This is a genomic window from Corallococcus caeni (assembly GCF_036245865.1).
Lineage (GTDB): Bacteria > Myxococcota > Myxococcia > Myxococcales > Myxococcaceae > Corallococcus > Corallococcus caeni.
On record NZ_BTTW01000001.1, the window covers coordinates 866,244 to 886,090 of the forward strand.

12 protein-coding genes are annotated in these 19,847 nt (G+C 70.9%); 7 read left to right on the forward strand and 5 right to left on the reverse strand.

The window, feature by feature from the left end:
- Nucleotides 1-192: 192 nt before the first annotated feature.
- Nucleotides 193-1,011, reverse strand: a complete 819-nt coding sequence (locus AABA78_RS03585) for a methylase (RefSeq protein ID WP_338261625.1) — start codon at nucleotides 1,009-1,011, stop codon at nucleotides 193-195.
- A 285-nt stretch (nucleotides 1,012-1,296) separates the two neighbouring features.
- On the opposite strand from AABA78_RS03585, the gene AABA78_RS03590 reads away from it, so the two are divergent.
- Complete coding sequence (locus AABA78_RS03590; protein ID WP_338261626.1) at nucleotides 1,297-1,905, forward strand: hypothetical protein; 609 nt, start codon at nucleotides 1,297-1,299, stop codon at nucleotides 1,903-1,905.
- A gap of 84 nt (nucleotides 1,906-1,989) precedes the next feature.
- Nucleotides 1,990-3,027: a hypothetical protein gene (locus AABA78_RS03595; protein ID WP_171413511.1), complete on the forward strand. Its 1,038-nt coding sequence runs from the start codon at nucleotides 1,990-1,992 to the stop codon at nucleotides 3,025-3,027.
- Here the strand turns inward: AABA78_RS03595 and AABA78_RS03600 are convergent.
- Nucleotides 2,982-4,574 carry an MBL fold metallo-hydrolase gene (locus tag AABA78_RS03600; protein WP_338261627.1) on the reverse strand — a complete coding sequence of 531 codons (1,593 nt, stop codon included), beginning with the start codon at nucleotides 4,572-4,574 and terminating at the stop codon, nucleotides 2,982-2,984. The two genes, AABA78_RS03595 and AABA78_RS03600, sit on opposite strands and share 46 nt — an antisense overlap.
- Nucleotides 4,575-4,696: 122 nt before the next feature.
- On the opposite strand from AABA78_RS03600, the gene AABA78_RS03605 reads away from it, so the two are divergent.
- Both AABA78_RS03605 and thrS read left to right on the forward strand, forming a co-directional pair.
- Nucleotides 4,697-6,544, forward strand: coding sequence for an OPT/YSL family transporter (locus AABA78_RS03605; RefSeq protein WP_338261628.1), 1,848 nt, complete (start codon nucleotides 4,697-4,699; stop codon nucleotides 6,542-6,544).
- A gap of 257 nt (nucleotides 6,545-6,801) precedes the next feature.
- Nucleotides 6,802-8,004 carry a threonine--tRNA ligase gene (gene thrS / locus AABA78_RS03610; RefSeq protein ID WP_338261629.1) on the forward strand — a complete coding sequence of 401 codons (1,203 nt, stop codon included), beginning with the start codon at nucleotides 6,802-6,804 and terminating at the stop codon, nucleotides 8,002-8,004.
- 57 nt (nucleotides 8,005-8,061) lie between these two features.
- Here the strand turns inward: thrS and AABA78_RS03615 are convergent, their stop codons facing one another.
- A complete protein-coding gene (locus tag AABA78_RS03615) occupies nucleotides 8,062-8,481 on the reverse strand; it encodes a CBS domain-containing protein (RefSeq protein ID WP_338261630.1) in 420 nt (139 codons plus the stop codon).
- Between the two features lie 215 nt (nucleotides 8,482-8,696).
- On the opposite strand from AABA78_RS03615, the gene msrB reads away from it, so the two are divergent.
- Complete coding sequence (gene msrB / locus AABA78_RS03620; protein WP_120526020.1) at nucleotides 8,697-9,119, forward strand: peptide-methionine (R)-S-oxide reductase MsrB; 423 nt, start codon at nucleotides 8,697-8,699, stop codon at nucleotides 9,117-9,119.
- A gap of 58 nt (nucleotides 9,120-9,177) precedes the next feature.
- Here msrB and AABA78_RS03625 read toward each other — a convergent pair whose 3' ends face one another.
- Nucleotides 9,178-10,599, reverse strand: a complete 1,422-nt coding sequence (locus AABA78_RS03625; protein ID WP_338261631.1) for a GntR family transcriptional regulator — start codon at nucleotides 10,597-10,599, stop codon at nucleotides 9,178-9,180.
- A 372-nt stretch (nucleotides 10,600-10,971) separates the two neighbouring features.
- Here AABA78_RS03625 and AABA78_RS03630 point away from each other — a divergent pair, with 372 nt between their 5' ends.
- Entirely contained in the window at nucleotides 10,972-12,864 is a 1,893-nt protein-coding gene (locus AABA78_RS03630; protein ID WP_338261632.1) for a glycoside hydrolase family 18 protein, read from the forward strand.
- Between the two features lie 965 nt (nucleotides 12,865-13,829).
- A complete protein-coding gene (locus AABA78_RS03635) occupies nucleotides 13,830-15,722 on the forward strand; it encodes a glycosyl hydrolase family 18 protein (protein WP_338261633.1) in 1,893 nt (630 codons plus the stop codon).
- A 37-nt stretch (nucleotides 15,723-15,759) separates the two neighbouring features.
- Here AABA78_RS03635 and purL read toward each other — a convergent pair whose 3' ends face one another.
- Complete coding sequence (purL, locus tag AABA78_RS03640) at nucleotides 15,760-19,656, reverse strand: phosphoribosylformylglycinamidine synthase (RefSeq protein ID WP_338261634.1); 3,897 nt, start codon at nucleotides 19,654-19,656, stop codon at nucleotides 15,760-15,762.
- Nucleotides 19,657-19,847: the final 191 nt, after the last annotated feature.

Sequence of the window (19,847 nt, forward strand, 5' to 3'; positions counted from 1 at the left end):
CGGCGGAGCTGGCCATCAGCCCCGCGGCGAGAAGCGTCAGAAGGTGCCTGTTCATGTCGAGCCGTCTGTCTCCGGCGGTTCGGGGCGCCGCCGGAAACCCAATTCCCGACAGAATACCTTTTCCAGCGCCGCTTGCGACCCGCCCCCCTGTCGATTGGATCTCCAAGGGGCTGTCTGGGTTCAGGCCCACGTTCAGGTCGGCGTGCCGCCGGGTGGGCACCAGCGCAGGAAGCCGTGAGCAAGGAGCCAGGCGTCGGCGCAGACCCCCGGGGTCATCCGCGCGAGGCGCACGACGGACTCCGCGAAGGCGTCCGGGGGCGCGGCGTGGCCCTCCGCGCGCGCGGCCTTCCATGCCGCCTCCCACGCCTGGAAGAAGGCATGCATGGGCTCGCCAGGGCGGACGCGGCGGCGCAGGTCGCGGGGCAACCAGTCGCGCAGGAGCAGCGGCGCGAAGCCTCGGGAGAAGTCGGTGTGGAACAGGAGCCCCTCACGCGCGGGGGCTTCGGCCTCCGGGGTCCGGCGCAGCAGGTGGGCTACCAGCACCGCGCCGTCCGTATCGGAGGAGCCCTCCACGAGCAGCCCGCCGGGCAGCACGTGGCGCGACATCGCGAGGTGGGCCTCCGGGATGCGCTCCGGCGGCCCCTGGCGCAGGAGGTTCATGGCGCGCACCAGGCGGGCGGGCTCGTCCGGGGACAGGGGGAGCGCGAAGCCGCCCTCGCGGAAGTGCGTGCGCGCGTCCGCATGCGCGCGCGCGGCGGCGGTGGCGCGCTCCGGCTCCAGCTCCACGCCCACCACGGACAGCGCCGGGTTCAGCGCGCGGAAGGCGGTGGCGCTCTCCAGCGTGGTCCACGGGTGTTCTCCGAAGCCCACGTCCACGAAGACGGCGCGGTCCCACGCGTCGTCCGTGCGCGTGAGGAGCGCGGCCTCGAACTGGCACAGGTACGCGTCCAGCGCGCGCAGACGCCCGCGCGCGGTCCTGCCCCGGGTGGGGGTATCCAGCTCACCAGCCATGCCCGACGTTGTAGCGCGAGACGTCATTGCCCGGCGCTGGCCGTAACCCGGAATGTCACAGCCAGGGCCACCAACCCCTGAGTCCTCCGGGGCGCCCGCTCTGGCGCCAGAGGGAACACGGCCGTGCCGGGGATTGGCACCGTCACTGCACTGCGGGCCGCGAGTCCGCTCACGCGCGGCTACCGGAACGCGTGGGCGACCTGGCGTCGAAGTCCCGTGGTGTCAGTGATCGAAGTCCCCTCAAAGAGATTGGCTCCCCGTCCCCCCATGATCACTTCCAGCTTCATGCGTTCCTCCCTCGTGGCCGCCCTCCTCCTCTCCGGCTCCGCGTTCGCGGCCGAGCCCCGGTTCGCGACGACCACCGCGACCGCTTGCGCCGACAGCAAGACCCAGCTGCTGGAGGCGGCGAAGGCGCAGGGCCTCGCGCTCAGCGAGGATCAGATCGGCACCCTCTCGTCGGACACGGGCAACATCGTCGCGACGAGCATCGCGGGCTTCGAGAAGGTCCCCGACACGGAGTACGCCAAGGGCGTGGACGTGGCCTTCGTCTACATCGACTCGCCTGACGCGGGCGTCCCGGCGGGGTACTACCGCGTGAACGTCCGGGCCAACCCGGAGGACATCCAGGTGGGCAAGTACAAGGCCATCGCCACCCTCGTCGACAAGGATGGCAAGGCGGTCGCGCAGCGGGCGACGCGCGTCGAGACCTTCCCCGCGCCGCTGCAGGCGGCGCGCTACGGCTCCCCGATGAACGTGGGCCTCCAGCAGCAGACCCTCCGCGACTACAACCTCACGCGCTTCTTCAAGACGGTCACCATCATCATGGTGCGCCCCTGGGGCACCCTGGTCATCGACCTGTTCGGGGTGGACTACAGCGACTACTACGGCTTCTAGAGCCCCATCCCGCCGCCGGGAGCCCCTGGGGTCCCGGCGGTGCGGTTTTCGTCCCGCCCACGGCGCGCCTAGAGTTCCGGCCCCGTGAGCCCTCCGTCCGCCACCTGTCCCCGCTGTGGTGCCCCCCGCGTGGACGGGCCCGAGTGCCCGGCGTGCGGCGTCATCTACCTGCGCGCGGAGGTGCGCGCCGCCACCCGGCAGGCCGAGGCCCGCGACCACGAGGCCCGCGAGGCCGCCCGGCGCGAAGCCGAGGACCAGCGGCAGGCCCTGCGAGAGGCCCTGGAGGCCCACGCGGCCCCCACGTTCGTGCCGCCCCTGGTCGCGGCGCGCCCCGCGCCGGAGCCCGCCACGGAGGGCATCACCTTCCACGGTGAGGAGACGGGGAGCGAGGGCGCCCTGGAGGCGCGCTTGCGGCTGGCGGTGTTGCCGGCCGCGCTCGGCATCGCCTTCCTCGCGGTCGGTTCACCGGGCTTCCATGGGCTGCTGCGCGTCTTCCTCACGATGCCGGTGCACGAGGTGGGGCACGCCGTCACCGCGTGGTTCTGCGGCTTCAGCGCCACGCCCACGCTGTGGGTGACCCACGTGTCGGAGGACCGCTCGACGTTCATGATCCTCCTGATGGCGGGGCTCTGCGGCGCGCTCGCGTGGCAGGGCTGGAAGCGCCGCCGGTGGACGTGGCTGGGCGTGGGCGCGGGGCTGCTCGTCGCGCAGGGCGTGTGCACGTTCGGGCTGACGCATGCGCAGGCCAAGGCCCTCACCTTCTTCGGCGGCGACGCGGGCCTGATGGTGCTGGGCGCGCTGCTGCTGGCCACGTTCTACGTGCCGCGCGGCCACTACCTCCACCGGCACCAGCTGCGCTGGGGCTTCGTTGCCATGGGCGCGGCGGCGTTCATGGACGGCTTCGAGCAATGGTGGGCGGCGCGCACCGACGTGGACCGCATCCCCTTCGGCCGCATCGAGGGCGTGGGCCTGAGCGACCCCAGCACCCTCGTGGACGTCTACGGCTGGAACGTCAGCCGCGTCATCCACTGGAACGTCACGGTGGGCGTCGTCTGTCTCATGGCCCTGGGCGCGCTCTACCTGCGCGGCCTCTGGACCGCCCGCGACGCGCTGCGCGGCTGAGGCGCGGCCTCGCGCCAGCTCCCGAACGGCCACTCGAAGCCCGGCGTGCTCAGCACCTCCGGCTTCCGAGCCCCCCGCCAGCGCAGGGCCTCGCCCGGCCGCAGGAGGAGCGCCTGTGGCCCCTCGCCCTGCGCCTTGCGCACCTGGGCCAGCCGCTCCGGATACGGGTCCGCGTCCGGGTTCTCGTCCATGTTGCTCGCGCCCGCGACGGGCTCGCCTGGATAGCCGGCGTAGCGTGGGCCCATGCCCTCGCGCCAGTACCAGGGGGCACCGCCGTCCGCGCAGGGCACCACGTAGCGCGCGCCCAGGAGCTCTCCGTAGCGCAGCGCCTCCTCCGGGCCCGCCATCAGGCGCTGCGGCGTGGTGAGCGCGTCGCGCGGCACGTTGACGAGGAACGCATCCAGCGTGGTGAAGCCGAAGAAGATGGGCGGCAGCCGGAAGCCGCGCACGCCGCAGAAGAGGACGTCCACCGGCCCCTGCTGCTTGCGCACGCGGCGGCACACCGCGTCCATGTCTCCGCGCACGTCATGGCCCGCGTCCGCGAAGAAGGCGGCGGAGAAGTCCTTCGAGCGCACGAGCCACGTGTTGCCCTCGTTGTAGAGGTCCGGGTGCGGGCCCTCTCCATCCGTGGGCTGCTCGCCGTGGAAGGGCAGCGCGTGCACCGTCACGTCCTCCACCTGCCGCGTCTCCCCCCAGCGCAGGGGCTCCACGCGCGTGAAGCCCAGCTGCTTCAGCCGCAGCGCGCAGTCCGTGGAGAAGAGGCTCTCGCGCGCCACCGCGGGCACGAAGATGCGCGTGTCGCGAGGCAGGGGCAGCAGCGAGCCCAGGTGGAAGTGGTCCCCGTGGGAATGCGTGATGACCACCGCGTCCACCCGTCCCAGGTCCCCGGCCTGCAGCGCCCCGTAGCCGGGCAGGTCCACTTCGCCCGTGGGGCGGAAGTACGGGTCCACGAGCACGCGCCCTTCCCTGCCTGACACGAGCACCGTGTTGTGCCCCACGAAGAGGGCCCCCGGTCCGGGCACGTCCACCGGCCCCGCGTGGCGCACGAGCCAGCCGGCCTGCGACAGGTCGCCCAGCAGCTCGCCCACGACGGGCACGGTGGCCAGCGCGCGCAGCTCCTCGCGCGTCGCGCCCCGGGCGAGCGACGCGAACAGGTCCGCCACCACCGGCCAGTCCTTCGCGCGCACCGGCACGTCCAGCCCGAGCGAGTCCTGGCGCAGGTGCAGCACGCGCGGGCGGTGGCGCAGCGGATCCGGGAAGAGGACGTCCTCGCGCAGCACGCGGCGGCCCATGCGCCGCTTCGTGCCCTGGCAGAGCGCGGCGTAGCGGGGCGTGTCCTCCAGCCAGCGGATGAGCGCGCCCGCCTCGTGCAGCGCGCCCTCGCGGCCCAGCGCGGCGATGTGGCGCTTCAGCGGCACCTGCGCGCGGCGCACCGGGCGCGCGGTGGGCCCCTGGATGCTGCACCCCAGGTCCTCGTGGTGGTCGGCCTCCGTGCGGGCGGAGGCGAGGACGGCCAGGCTGACGCCGCGGTGCAGGGTGAATCGCATGCGTGCGACGTCGCATGGCGCACCGCCCTTCGCAAGGGCCTGCGCTTGCGACCGGCCGCCGGGCCGCCCGGGCCGGGGCGGGTTGTGGGCCCCCCAGCGAGGCCAGTACCCTCCCCGCACCCATGGCCCACCCCGCCGAGCCGCTCCCGCCGGAGCCTTCCGCTCCGTTGTCCTCCGTGCCTGACGCCGTCACGCCGCGCTTCCGCTTCCTGCCCGCGGTGGGCACGTGGAAGTACCACCTGCTGCTCGCCTCGGTGGCCATCTTCATCCTGGGCCCGCTGGGCGGCGTGGCCGCGTCGTACATGAACTTCAGCCTGGGCTTCTTCGTCGCCAGCCAGGTGCTCTCCGGCATCCTCGGCAGCGTCGTCACCTACGGCTACGGCGCGGAGGGCAAGCACGGCGCCAACTACATGCAGACGATGGCCGCGTCGGTGGCCTCGCTGTGCGCCATGTCCGTGCTCATCCAGTCCATGGTGTGGCTGGGCATGCCCCAGCCGCCCGCGTGGCAGCTGATGCTCTTCGTCGGGTGCGTGGGCATGTTCGGCGTGGGCGTGGGCATGCTCTACACGCCGCTGCTCGTGGACCGGCTCCAGCTGGACTACCCGTCCGGCTACGCGGTGGCCAACATCCTGCGAGCGCTCACGGACAAGCGCCTGCTCAAGGCCTCCATCGCGAAGCTGGGCGGCGGCACCGGCCTGGGCATACTGGCCGCGTGGCTCACGGAGAAGGTGGCCGCCATCGCCGCGCTGAGCGTGAGCAGCTCCACTGTGGGCGCCGGCATGGTGGTGGGCAGCCGCATCACCGTGCCCGCCATGCTCATGGGGCTCATCGGTTACGCCATCAGCCCGTACCTGCAGCGCATCGGGTGGCTGGGCCCGAATGATCCCTACCGCAAGGTCGGCTTCCTGGTGTCGCTGGCGATGATCTGCGGCGCGGCGCTGGTGGACCTGGCGCTGCTCGCGGTGCAGGCGGTGGACCGCATCCGGGGCCGCGCGCAGGCACCGGCGGACACCGAGCCCGCGTGGAAGAAGGTCAACGTGCCCCGCCTCATCGCCTGGGTGGTGGGCTGGGGCGCGGCCGTGGTGGTGGTGGCCACGCAGGTGCTGCACCAGCCCGCGGGCTTCATCCTCTTCGGGCTCGCGCTGTCGCTGCTGTTCGTGCTGATCAACGGCATCGCCTACGGCATCAGCGACAACAACCCCATCTCCAGCGCGTTCGTGATGTCGGTGTTGCTGATGTCGCTGCTGGGCCTGAAGGATCCGCTGGTGGGCCTGATGGCGTCCTCCATCCTGCTCATCTCCACGTCGGTGGGCTGCGACATGCAGCAGGACCGCTCCACCGGTTGGCGCCTGGGCACCAACCGCGTGGTGCAGTTCCGCTACCAGGTGCTGGGCATCTTCATGGGCGCGGTGCTGTGCGTGGTGCTGGCGCGCGTGTTCATGGGCGCCTACCCCGTGCTGTCCGTCAACCAGTTGGATCACCCGGACGTGAAGGTGGCCCAGTGGAGCTCCGCGATGACGTACAAGTTCGTGGGCGCCATCCGCGACCTGGGCGCGCTGTCGGCGCACAAGGTGACGGCGCTGCTCGTGGGCCTGTCCATCGGCTTCACGCTGGAGGTCATCCGCAAGGTCGTCCGCCGGCATCCGGCCTACCTGCGCTTCGTGCAGGGGTCGCGCACGGGGTTCGGCGTGGGCTGGACGATGGACTCGATGGTGCTGGCCAGTCCCTACGCGCTCGCGTTCGGCGGCTTCATCGCGCTGCCCGCGGCCATCTGGTTCGGCATGGGCGGCATCCTCACGTCCGTCTTCAACACCGTCTCCAAGCGTTTCCGGAGGGAGCCCGCGCCCGGCGAGGCGGTGCTGCCGGAGGACATGAGCACCATGTCCCTGGTGGGCGGCGGCCTCATCGCGGGCGAGTCGCTCTTCTACCTCTTCGTCGGCCTCGCCGGCCTGCTGGCCCTGTTGGGCTGATGCACCCTGCCCCGGCGCACGGCTTGACTTTCCGTGCGGCCGGGAGCACTTGTTGTCCCGTGAGCCTCGTCATCCACACCACCGCGACCCAGACCACCACCACCGCTTCGGCGGGCGTGGGTCCGGTGCGCGTGTCGGTAGCCTGACGAGCGCACGGTTTCCCGCCCCGCCGAGTTCCGGCCGGGGCGACCGTGCAACCTCACACGCCCCGTGTCCGGCCCCGGCTGCTTCATCCCGACCGACACACGGAGACGACAATGCTCGACGAACACGACCACCGCGCGCTGGGCCAGCGCCTGGACCTCTTCCACCTGCAGGAGGAGGCCCCGGGCATGGTGTTCTGGCACCCTCGCGGACTGATGCTGTACCGGCTGTTGGAGGACCACGTCCGCCTGCGCATGCGCGAGGAGGGCTACCGCGAAGTCCGTACGCCGCAGCTGTGCTCCCAGCCGCTGTGGGAGCAGAGCGGCCACTGGGAGAACTTCCGCGAGAACATGTTCTGCCTGCCTGAAGGCGACCGGCACCTGGCCCTCAAGCCGGTGAGCTGCCCTGGCCACATCCAGCTGGTGCAGCGCATGGCGCCCAGCCACCGCGACCTGCCCCTGCGTCTGGGGGAGTTCGGGCTGGTGCACCGCAGCGAGCCCAGCGGCGCGCTGCACGGGCTGTTCCGCCTGCGCCAGTTCACGCAGGACGACGGCCACATCTTCTGCGCGGCGGAGCAGGTGGAGGCGGAGGTGGTCCGCTTCGTGCGCTCGCTCAAGGCGTTCTACGCGGGCTTCGGCTTCGACGACGTGCAGGTGGCCTTCTCCAGCCGTCCGGCGATGCGCGCCGGCAGTGACGTGCTGTGGGACCAGGCGGAGGCGTGGCTCCAGTCCGCGGCGAAGCAGGCGGGGCTGGTGTACGAGGACCAGCCCGGCCAGGGCGCCTTCTACGGGCCCAAGCTGGAGTTCGTTTTGAAGGACCGGCTGGGCCGCGCGTGGCAGTGCGGGACGATCCAGCTGGACCTGGTGCTGCCGGAGCGCTTCGACCTGCACTACGTCGGGGCGTCCGGAGAGCGCCTGCGCCCGGTGATGCTTCACCGCGCGCTGTTCGGCAGCCTGGAGCGGTTCATCGGCATGTTGCTGGAGCATCACGGAGGTGCGCTGCCCGCGTGGCTCGCGCCGGAGCAGGTGGTGGTGGCCTCCGTGGGCGCGGGGGCCGCCGACTACGCGGAGGCGCTGGCGGCGCGGCTACGGCTGGCCGGCTGCCGTGCTCGGGCGGACGTGCGGGACGAGTCGCTGTCGAAGAAGGTCCTGGGCTCGCACGAGGACGGCGTGCCGTTCCTCGCGGTGGTGGGTGGCCGCGAGGTGGAGTCGAAGGGCGTCCGCCTGCGGCAGCGCGACGGCTCCCAGCGCGACCTGCCCTGGGATGACGCCGTGGCGTGGCTGTCCGCCGCGTGCCAGCCGGCCGTGGCGGGCTGAGCGAGAGCCCGTCGGCCCGGCGTTCCCTTCTCCACGAAGGGAGCGTCGGGCCGGAGTTCAGGAATACAGGCTCAGGTGCTCCAGCGGCTCGCCGGGCCGCAGCAGCGTGAGGGGCTCGGAGGCGACGTCGTCCCGGCGCAGCAGGCCCACCGCGTGGTGGTCCGCGTCCACGACCACCAGCCGGTTCAGGTGATGCTGCTCCATCAGGCGCTCACCGGCCTCCAGCGGTTCATCCTCCGAGCAGGTGACGAGCGGCGCCGTCATCGCCTCCCGCACGGTGGTGACGTCAGGGTCGTGCCCGTGGACGGTGGAGCACAGGGAGAGCTCCGAGTCGGTGAGCAGGCCCACCACCTGGCCGTGCTCCGTGACGGGCAGCGCGCCCAGGCTGGAGGTGGTCAGCCGCTCGGCGGCGGAGCGCAGGCACTCATCCGCGTCGATGGTCTTCACGTCCGTGTGCATCAACTCCGAAATCCGCATCGGCCTGCCTCCTCGTGGCGCGCACCGCGTCCTGGAGGAGTACAAATGGCACACGGGCCATCAGGCCCTGCACCGCAAGGCCTGCCGTGCCGCATGTGGCAGGGCCCGGGTGTCAACCGCCTGACTGCCTCCCTGGTATAGGGTGCGACGCAAAGGCCGGCGGTGCATCCAAGGCCGTGCTCCGGGCTTCAGGCCCGAAACGTGGAGGAGGACCCATGGCGGACAAGCTCAACCTTTCCAACGAGGAGTGGCGCAAGCGCCTCACCCCCGAGGAGTTCCAGGTGCTGCGTCAGCACGGCACCGAGTACCCGGGCTCTGGCTGTTTCCTCGGCACCAAGACGCCGGGCACCTACGTGTGCGCGGGCTGCAACAACCCGCTGTTCAAGTCAGGGACGAAGTTCGAGTCCGGCACGGGCTGGCCGTCCTTCACGCAGACGCTGTCAGAGGACTCCGTGACGGAGATCCGCGACGTGTCGCACGGGATGATCCGCACCGAGGTCCGCTGCGCGCGCTGCGACGGCCACCTGGGCCACGTGTTCCCGGACGGCCCGCCGCCTACGGGGCTGCGCTACTGCATGAACTCCGTGGCGATGAAGCACGTCCCCGAAGGCAGCCCCATCGAGCTGGTCCGAGCCTGAGCCGGTCACCGAAAGTTCGTTGACACATCCGGAGCCCGGCGCGTGAGGTCACCGGCGCTCACGAATCTGGAAGCCCAAGGGACCGGGCAATGAAGCACCAGAGACGCATGGCCCACCGGCCCAGAGGGCTCCGAGCACCGTGAGGCAGTCCGCCCTCCTCGCACACCGCCCCGCGGGTTTGTCCGCGGGAGCCGGTGGGTGCCCCCTCGAACTGGAGACCTCCGTCCAATGACGATGCGTCCCCACGCGTCCGGCAGTCGGACAAGGGGCCCAAGGTCGCGCCCGTCACGTCTCTCCCAGAGCCCTCACCAACGGGCTCGCAGAAGACGGCCTCTAAAGTGGATGGTCCTCCCGGCACCTCGCTGTCCGGCTCCCTGGGAAGAGCCCGCCCATGAAGACCCGCTGGAAGTCCGAGCGGCCCGTTCTCCTTCGCGGCTGGCGCGATGGGGCCAGGTCCACGCTCCTCGGCAAAAGAGCGTGCCGTTGGCGCATCGTCCTGCCCGGTGGCGGAAACGAGGTCACCGAAGCCACGCGACTCACCGCAGGGAAGTGCCTCGGGCGGAGCATCGTCCTGCGCGGTGGCTGACGCGGGCGCGCGGGCTTCATGCGTCTCAACGTCAGGGAGTACCTCCAGCAGCGCATCCCCCTGCGCGGTGGTCGACAGGAGACAGCCAGGGCCACGCTCCTCGACGCAGGGGAACGTCTCCAGCGCATCCCCCTGCGCGGAGGCTGACACGGGGGCGGTGAGGCTGTGCTCCTGAGCGGGGTGCGCCTCACTGGAGGCATGCTCCTGGGGAACCGGAACGAATTGGTTGAGGACCAGGTCATCACACGCCTTCAACAACCCCGGCAGCTGATGCTGGAGCGTCTGGCTGTCGCGTTCGTCCAGGGCATGGCTCGCGCAGATGGCCCACTCACGCAGCGATTCGCCGCCCATGAAGGTCATCAGCAGGGCCGCGTTGCCCCTCAAGGCCCGTTGCAGCGACAGGATGAGGAGCAGATGCCCGGGACGTCCAGCCACCTGGGCCGCCTGCCGCAACAGCTCGAACTCCAGCTGCGCGCAGCGCTCTCCCGGATGCCAGCGCGCCGCATCCCAGAGCTGGAAGCAGAGGTCCGTCAGCACCCCCAACTCGATGAGAAAAGCCTTCGGGCAGCAGTCGAGCAACAGCTCTACCAGCACTTGGCGCTTGAGGCTGAAGAAGCCCTCCAGAAGTCGCCGACATTCCTGGGGGCGCTCGTCATGCAGCGCCAGGCCCAGGTTCTCAAGCGTCAAAGACTCGTCCAGTGCTACCGCGCGTGCCTGGCGTCCGGAACGCTGCACCACCAGGCCCCGCGCCGCCAACCGCCGCAAGGCCTCGCGCACCGTGCCCCGGCTCACCCCATAGCGCCGAGCCATCATCCGCTCCGAGGCCAGGCGCCCGTTGCTCGGCAGCCGCCCCAGCGAAATGTCCTGCTCGATCTGCTCCTCCACGTACGCCACGAGCCCTACCCGCACCATCGCCGCCGCCCTTCTCGCCCATGCTTCGCCCATCCAACCACAGGGGTCTGACATGGACGCGAGGGCCCACCGGGCTCAGCACTCTTCGGGATGGCGCGGCCTCCGGTGGCAGGGGGCGCGAACTGGTCCGACAGTCGGACCAGTTCGCGGACATCGCTCCCGGCAGAGGGCCCCTGTCCGTGGACCACCTGTATGCCCGCTTCGGAATCACGTGGCCCTCGTTGCGGCGTTCCGCCAAGGCGCGCGGTGTCACGGAGAATCTCGGGTCGCGAGGCTGATTGATGGATTCCCGGCGCCCCGTCTGGCCTCTTGGGGCAGGACGCGTCGCCCCCTCCTCTGTGAGGATGGAGGACCATGCGACGACCTCCGGCCGGACTCCGGGTTCTGCTCACCGCGCTCTTGTTGGGCGGCGTTTCCCAGGGGGCGCCACCTCCGCAGGCCACACCGCCCATTCCCCCCCAGGTGACGTGGCTCTACCAGGACCGGCTGGTCTCGCCCTGGGAGGACCTGACGTGGGCCGGCGTGCACGCGATGAGTGCCACCGTCCAGGGCGCTGCCGGCACGCACGCCATCTCCGTGACGCTGGGGCCGTGGGAGGCGCTGTACTTCGGCCACCCGGGTTTCGACGTGTCACCCGAGGACACGCTGGTGCTGAAAGTGCACGGCGGGAAGAATGGCGCGAACGCTGCGATACGCGCGCGCGTTGTCATCGGATCCGAACAGCCCGTGGGCGCTCCACTCGGCCCCACCTGCGACGGCGGCGCCATCCCGGCCCGGAAGTGGACGACGTGCCGTGTTCCGATGGCGAAGCTGTTGCCCGAAGGGCGCACGCGCATCACCGGGCTGTGGCTCCAAGAGGACAGCGGCAAGACGCTGCCTCCCCTCTTCTTCGATGACATTGGCGTCGAGCAGGGCCCACGGCCGGTGAGCCTCACGCTGGAGACGTCCTCTGTCTTGCTGGCACCGGGCGCCACGCACGCCTTCCGCGCCACCGTGACGAACAGCCCGGACGCGGAGGTGACCTGGAGCGTGGAGCCTGGCAACGAGCGCGGAACCGTCAGCGCGGCCGGCGTCTACACCGCGCCCCGCAAGCCGGGCACGTACCGGGTGCTGGCCCGGAGCAAGGCGGACCCGAGCCAACTGGCCGCGGCCAGCGTGGTGGTGGGCGCATCCCCGGTCGCGAGCGGACACCCGGGACCGGGCGGCAAGTGGGTGTCGGGCTACTACACCGGATGGAACGCGGACGACTATCCGCCGGAGAAGGTGGACTTCAGCGCGCTCACGCACATCCTCGTGGGCCGCGTCACACCGAAGGCGGACGGCACGCTGAGCACGCAGTTCGACAACGACCGGGGGCCGGAGATCGCCCGCACGCTGTCCAAGCGCGCGCATGCCGCGGGCCGCAAGGCGCTCATCATGGTAGGCGGCTCCGGTGAGCATGACGGCTGGGTGGGCGCGGCGTCCGACGCGAACCGCGCGAAGTTTGTCCGCTCGCTGCTCAAGGCGATGGACGACTTCGGCTACGACGGGTTGGACCTGGACTGGGAGCCCGTGAAGAAGGAGGACCGGCCCCAACTGCTGGCCCTGGTGAAGGCCCTGCGACAGGCGCGGCCGAGGATGCTCCTCACCTTCCCGCTCCATTGGATCAACACCAACTTCCCCACCGACGCGGACCCTTGGTTCGCGGAGCTGGCGACGCACTTCGACCAGATGAACCTGATGTCCTACGAAATGATTGGCGCGTGGGACGGCTGGAAGTCCTGGCACACGTCCGCGCTCAAGGGCGAACAGGGACTGCACCCCACGTCCATCGCGTCCAGCCTGGAGCTGTGGGTGAAGGCCGGCATCCCCAAGGCGAGGCTGGGCATCGGCATCCCCTTCTACGGACTCGCCTGGCGACACATCACCGGCCCCTACCAGCCCTTCACCGACTGGTCCGACTACGTGGGCGGGGACAACTCCTTCACCTACAAGAAGATCCTCCGCTATTCGAAGCAGGGGACGTACCAGTGGGATGAGAAGGCCCAGGCCAGCTACGTGACGTTCGCCAGGGACAAGCTGGTGGAGGACGGGACGGTGACGTGGATCTCCTACGACAGCCCGCAGGCCATCGCCGCCAAGGGGGCCTTCGTGAAGGCAGAGGGCTACGGCGGCACCATCGTCTGGACGCTCAACCAGGGGTGCATCGACCCGGAGACCGGCGCCAACCCGCTGCTGGACGCGGTGAAGGTGGCGTTCCTTCCGTAGCCCGTCCCCCAGGGCGACGCCGGTGCCACCCCGGTCCGGGTGCCCGGCGCATCCCCCACCCCGACGCTCATGGCACCCGCCAACCCGCGCGGCGTGTGAGCACAAGCGCTCACCTTCCGAGACAGTGCCGTGGGAAGACCTTTGAAGCAGTGGTGATTCGTCGTGCTGGCACTGGGGGCGCTCACGGGGCTCGTGCTGGCGATCTGCCTTCGCGCTACGGCCCCTGGCAGACCGTTCATGACCGCTACGTGCGGTGGCGAAAGGACGGCATCTGGCAGCACCTGAGGCACACGCTCCAGGCGCAGCCGCGGGCTCGGGATGGGTCGGACATGAGCGTCCTCCATGCGCGCCTCCCGCACCGCCGCCGGAGGCAGCCAAAGGGGAGCCGACGAGCCCACAGACCACGCCTTGGGGCGTTCGCGTGGGGGCTTCTTCACCAAGAGGCATCTCACCTGCGAGCGCCACCGCCATGTCTTCTCTGTTGCGCTGACAGCGGATCAGGCCAGCGACTTGATGGGCCTTGTCCCCGCGTTGGACGCCGTCCGAATCCAAGCCCGCGAAGTCGCGCGCGGCAGCGCCCTGACATCCCGGTGGCGGACATGGGCTACAGCTTCGAGACCGTGCGCACCTGGGTCCGAAAGGACCACGTGCGCTCCATGCTCCCGCGTCGGGCGGACCCGGCGCACTTCAACGCGCGATGCCGCACGCGCTTCGAGCCGGCGCCCCGACTTCAGCGCAACGTCATCAAGCGCGCCATCGGACAAGTTCGCGCTCAACGACCAGACCCTGGCTCAGGTGGCGCCCATCTTCTCCTACCTGCGCCACCTGCATCCATCAGACAGGGCATGGCCGTCTCGTACCGCGCTCCAGGCCTCCCTCCAGATCCGGGTGTGAAATCCGGCACCGACTCCGAATCTCCTTCTTCCAACCACAACTCATGTGGCGGTGCGCAGGAGCGGAGTTCGATGAGGCGAGTTCCCAAGAGGCTTTTCACGGCGCTGAGCACCCTGTTGTTGTTCACGGGCACGCTCAGCCACGCGGGGGCCCCGTCCGCGGCGGATGCAGGCGCTGCGGCCACCGTGACGGCGTGGATCTATCAAGACCGGTTGGCCGTCCCCTGGCAGGACTGGACGTGGGCCAAGGTCCACTCCCTGAACAACACCAAGCCCGTGGCCAGCGGCACGCGCTCCATCTCCGTGACGATGGGGCCCTGGGAGGCGCTCTACTTCAGCCACCCCGGCTTGACCGTGGCGGCTGGGGACACGCTCGTGTTGAAGGTGAACGGCGGCGCGAAGGGGGGCAACAGCGCGGTGCGGGTGCGCGCCGTCGCTGGCGGCCAACAATCCCCGGGTGTCCCGCTCGGGCCGACCTGTACGGGCGGGGCCATCCCGGCGAACCAGTGGGCCACCTGCCGGATCCTCCTGTCGAAGCTGATGCCCGCCGGGACGACCGTCCTCACGGGGATCTGGCTCCAGGAGGACAGTGGCAAAACCCTGCCGCCCTTGTACTTCGACGACCTTGGCGTGGAGGCACCAACCACTCCGGAGGGCGTGAAGGTCAGCGTGTCGCCGGCGGACGTCGGCCTGGCGCCAGGCGCGACCCAGGCCTTCACGGCCACCGTGACGGGCAGTTCCAACACGGCGGTGACCTGGTCCGTGGAGCAAGGCCCGGCAGGAGGCACCATCGACGCCCAGGGCCTCTACACGGCCCCTGCCAGCTCGGGGACCTACCGCGTTATCGCCACCAGCAAGGCGGACCCCACCCGCACGGGCGCCGCCGTCGTGATGGTGAGCCCGCCCGACCCCTCCGGCCAGGGCAAGTGGGTGTCGGGCTACTACACCGGCTGGAACGCGGATGACTATCCCCCGGAAAAGGTGGACTTCAGCGCGCTCACGCACATCTTCGTGGGCCGCGCCACGCCCCGGACGGACGGAACGCTCAACACCCAGTTCGACAACGACAACGGGCCTGCCATCGCGCGCACCCTGGCGACCCGGGCCCACGCCGCGGGCCGCAAGGCGGTCATCATGGTGGGAGGCTCCGGCGAGCACGACGGGTGGGTGGGCGCCGCGTCCAATGCGAACCGGGCGAAGTTCGTCACCCAGCTGCTCAAGGCGATGGACGACTTCGGCTACGACGGGCTCGACATCGACTGGGAGCCCGTGGAGACCGCGGACCGGCCGCAGCTGCTGGCGCTGGTGAAGGAGCTGCGCGCCGCGCGCCCCAAGATGCTCCTCACCTTCCCCATCCACTGGATCAACACCAACTTCCGCGAGGACGCGGACCCCTGGTACGCGCAGCTCGCGCCCTACCTGGATCAGGTCAACGTCATGACCTATGAGATGATCGGTCCGTGGGACGGCTGGCAGTCCTGGTACACGTCCGCGCTGCGGGGCGAGAGCGGCCTGCGCCCCTCGTCGGTGTCCTCCAGCCTGGCCCTGTGGGTGCAAGCGGGCATCCCCAAGGCGAAGCTGGGCATGGGCATCCCCTTCTATGGCCTCGCCTGGCGCCACATCACCGGCCCCTACCAGCCGTTCACGGACTGGTCCGACTACGTGGGCGGGGACAACTCCTTCACGTACAAGAAGATCCTCGGCTTCGCGCCCAAGGGCACCTACCACTGGGACGACACCGCCAAGGCCGACTACCTGACCTTCGCGCCACCCGACCTGGTCGAGGATGGGACGGTGACGTGGATCTCCTATGACGGCCCCCAGGCCATCGCCGCCAAGGGGGCCTTCGTGAAGGCGCAGGGCTACGGCGGCACCATCATCTGGACCATCAACCAGGGGTGCACCGACCCGGCGACGGGGGCCAACCCGCTGCTGAACGCGGTGAAGGCGGCCTTCCTCCAGTAGCGGCCAGGAGGAAGGCGGGGCCTTTCGCGGGACCGCGTCAGCCCAGGGTGACGCGGGCGTTGCGGAACATGCGCATCCAGGGGCCGTCCTCGCCCCACTCCGCCGGGTGCCAGGAGTGCTGCACGGTGCGGTGCACGCGCTCCGGGTGCGGCATGGTGATGGTGAAGCGCCCGTCCTTCGTGGTGAGCCCCGCGATGCCGTGCGGCGAGCCGTTGGGGTTGGCCGGGTACTTCGCCGCCACCTGCCCCCGGTTGTCCACCCAGCGCGTCGTCACCAGCCCGGAGGTGTTGAAGCGCGCGGCGGCCTCCGCGTTGGCGAACTCCGCCCGTCCCTCGCCGTGCGACACGACGATGAGCATCCGGCTGCCCTCCATGCCCTTGTAGAAGAGCGACGGCGACGGAGAAATCTCCACCGTGCCCAGGCGGGCCTCGAACTGCTCGGACGCGTTGCGCACGAAGCGCGGCCACGCGTCCGCGCCGGGGATGAGCTCGCGCAGCTGCGCGAACATCTGGCAGCCGTTGCACGCGCCCAGGCCGAAGCTGTCCGGCCGCGCGAAGAACTCCGAGAAGGCATCCCGCGTGCGCGGGTTGAAGAGGATGGACTTGGCCCACCCGCCGCCCGCGCCCAGCACGTCGCCGTAGCTGAAGCCGCCGCACGCCATCACGCCGTGGAAGTCCTTCAGCGACACGCGGCCCGACAGCAGGTCGCTCATGTGCACGTCCACCGCGGTGAAGCCCGCGCGCGTGAACGCCGCCGCCATCTCCTGCTGGCTGTTGACGCCCTGCTCGCGCAGCACCGCCACGCGAGGCCGGGCCCCCTTCGCGATGTACGGCGCCGCCACGTCCACCGTGGGGTCGAACGTGAGCACCGGCGACAGGCCCGGGTCTTGCGCGTCGCACTTGGCGGCGTACTCCTCCTCCGCGCAGGTGGGGTTGTCACGCAGCTTCTGGATTTCGTAGCTCACGCGCGACCAGGTGCGCTTGAGCGCCACCGTCTCCTCCGCGAGCAACTCCCGCGCGCCGTGCCGCACGCGCACCACCTGCCGAGCCGTGGGGCGCCCCAGCTCATGCACGTGCGCGCCCAGGCCGTGGCGGCTGAGGACTTCACGCACTCGCGCCACGTCCGACGCGCGCACCTGCACCACCGCGCCCAGCTCTTCGTTGAAGAGGGCCGCCACGGCGTCACCGCCCAGCGGGGACAGGTCCACGTCCAGGCCGCAGTGGCCCGCGAAGGCCATCTCCGCGAGCGTGGCCCAGAGGCCGCCGTCGGAGCGGTCGTGGTACGCGAGCAGCACGCCCGCCGCGTGGAGCTCCTGCACCGCGTTGAAGAAGCCCTTCAGCGCCGCGGGGTCGTCCACGTCCGGGCACTCCGGGCCCACCTGCTGCTGCACCTGCGCCAGCACGGAGGCCGCCAGCCGCTGCCGGCCCTTCGCCACGTCCAGCAGCAAGAGGCGCGTGTCCCCCGCCACGTCCACCGGCTGCGGCGTCAGCGTGACGCGCGCGTCCAGCACCGGCGCGAACGCGGTGATGATGAGCGACAGGGGCGCCGTCACCGCCTTCTTCTGGCCGTCCTCCTGCCACTGCGTGCGCATGGACATGGAGTCCTTGCCCACCGGGATGGCGATGCCCAGCGCCGGGCACAGCTCCATGCCCACCGCGTGCACCGCCGCGTAGAGGTTCGCGTCCTCGCCGGGGCTGCCCGCCGCCGCCATCCAGTTCGCGGACAGCTTCACGTCCGACAGCTTCGCGATGCGCGCCGCCGCCAGGTTGGTGAGCGCCTCGCCCACCGCCATGCGCGCGGAGGCCGCCGCGTCCACCAGCGCCACCGGCGTGCGCTCGCCCAGCGCCATGGCCTCGCCCGTGTCGGACATCAGCGAGGACAGCGTCACCGCGCAGTCCGCCACCGGCACCTGCCACGGACCCACCAGCTGGTCGCGCGCGGTGTGGCCGCCCACGGAGCGGTCGCCAATGGTGATGAGGAACGACTTGTCCGCCACCGTCGGGTGCGACAGCACCGCGTGCGCCGCGGCCTTCAGGTCGGACGGGACGCTCAGCGGCGCGTGCTTCAGGGGGCGCGACACGCCCTCGCGGTGCATGCGCGGCGCCTTGCCGAAGAGGACGTCCATGGGCAGCGCGATGGGCGTGTCCCCCAGCGTCCGGTCCGTGAGCGTGAGCACCTGCTCCGCGGTGGCCTCGCCCAGGACGGCGAAGGGGGCGCGCTCGCGCTCGCACAGCGCGGCGAAGCGGGCCAGGTCCTCCGGCGCCACGCCCAGCACGTAGCGCTCCTGCGCCTCGTTGCACCAGATCTCCACGGGGGACATGCCCGGCTCGTCGTTGGGCACCTCGCGCAGCTCCAGCCGGCCGCCCAGCGCGTTGTCGTGCGCCAGCTCCGGCAGCGCATTGGACAGGCCGCCCGCGCCCACGTCGTGGATGGAGCGCACGGGGTTGCTGTCGCCCAGCATCCAGCACTGGTCGATGACCTCCTGGCAGCGTCGCTCCATCTCCGCGTTGTCACGCTGCACGGAGGCGAAGTCGAGGTCCGCCGCGCTCGCGCCCTGCGCCATGGACGACGCCGCGCCACCGCCCAGGCCGATGAGCATCGCCGGGCCGCCCAGCACGATGAGCTTGTCGCCCGCGCGCAGCGGGGCCTTCTTCACGTGGTCCGCGCGGATGTTGCCCAGGCCGCCCGCCAGCATGATGGGCTTGTGGTAGCCGCGCACCTCCACGCCCTCGGGCGTGGGCACCTGCTGCTCGAAGCTACGGAAGTAGCCGGTGAGGTTGGGCCGGCCGAACTCGTTGTTGAACGCCGCGCCGCCCAGCGGGCCGTCCACCATGATGTCCAGCGCGGACACGATGCGGTCCGGCTTGCCGTAGGGCACCTCCCACGGCCGCGCGAAGTCCGGCAGGCGCAGGTGGCTGACGGAGAAGCCCGTGAGCCCCGCCTTCGGCTTCGCGCCGCGCCCGGTGGCGCCCTCGTCGCGAATCTCACCGCCCGCGCCCGTGGCCGCGCCCGGGTACGGGGAGATGGCGGTGGGATGGTTGTGCGTCTCCACCTTCATCATGATGTGGGCCGGCTCGCGCACGGTGCCCCACTCGCGCGCCTCGCCCTGCGGGAAGAAGCGCTCCACCTCGAAGCCCTCGATGACGGCGGCGTTGTCCTTGTACGCGGACAGCACGCCGCCCGGGCTCTGGGCGAAGGTGTTCTTGATGGCCTGGAACAGCGAGCGCTCGCGCGGCTTGCCATCCACCGTCCACGACGCGTTGAAGATTTTATGGCGGCAGTGCTCGCTGTTCGCCTGCGCGAACATCATCAACTCCACGTCGGTGGGGTTGCGCTTGAGCTCCGTGAAGCGCTCCACCAGGTAGTCGATTTCGTCCTCCGCCAGCGCCAGGCCCAGCTCGCCGTTGGCCCGCACCAGGGCCGCGCGGCCCCCGCCCAGCACGTCCACGCGCGTGAGCGGCCGGGGCGCGTCCGTGCGGAAGAGGACCTCCGCGTCCTCCAGCCGGGGCAGCACCGCCTGCGTCATGCGGTCGTGCAGCACCGCCTGCACCCCTTCCGCCTCGTTCGCGTCCAGCGGCCGGCCGCCGGGGCCGGTGAGGAAGAACGCGACGCCGCGCTCCATGCGGCGCACCTGCTCGAGGCCGCAGTGGTGCGCGATGTCCGTCGCCTTGGAGGCCCAGGGCGACACCGTGCCCGGACGCGGCACCACCAGGAGCAGCGTGCCGGTGCGCTCGCGCTTCGCCGCGTGGGGGCCGTACTCCAGCAGGCGCCCCAACCGCTCCGCCTGGTCCTGCGTCAGCGGCGCCGACGTGTCCGCGAAGTGCACGAACTCCGCGTAGAGGGTGGCCACCGTCGGCACCCGCTCCCGGCAACGGACGAGCAGCTTGGCGAGCCTGAATTCGGAGAGGGCCGGAGCCCCGCGCAGCGTGAGCATGAAGGTCCTTGCGAACGGGTGACGGGAGGTAACAGCGGGGCCGTCCTTATCACCGCGCCCCGCGTCACAACGCCCGGAGTTCACGCCCGGACGCCCGCACAGCACCCAGGTGGGTGAACCGCCGCCGACGTGTGCCCTCCTCCGTCCCGGGCCTCCCTCCCAACACTCCCAGTCTTCTGAGAATTCACCTG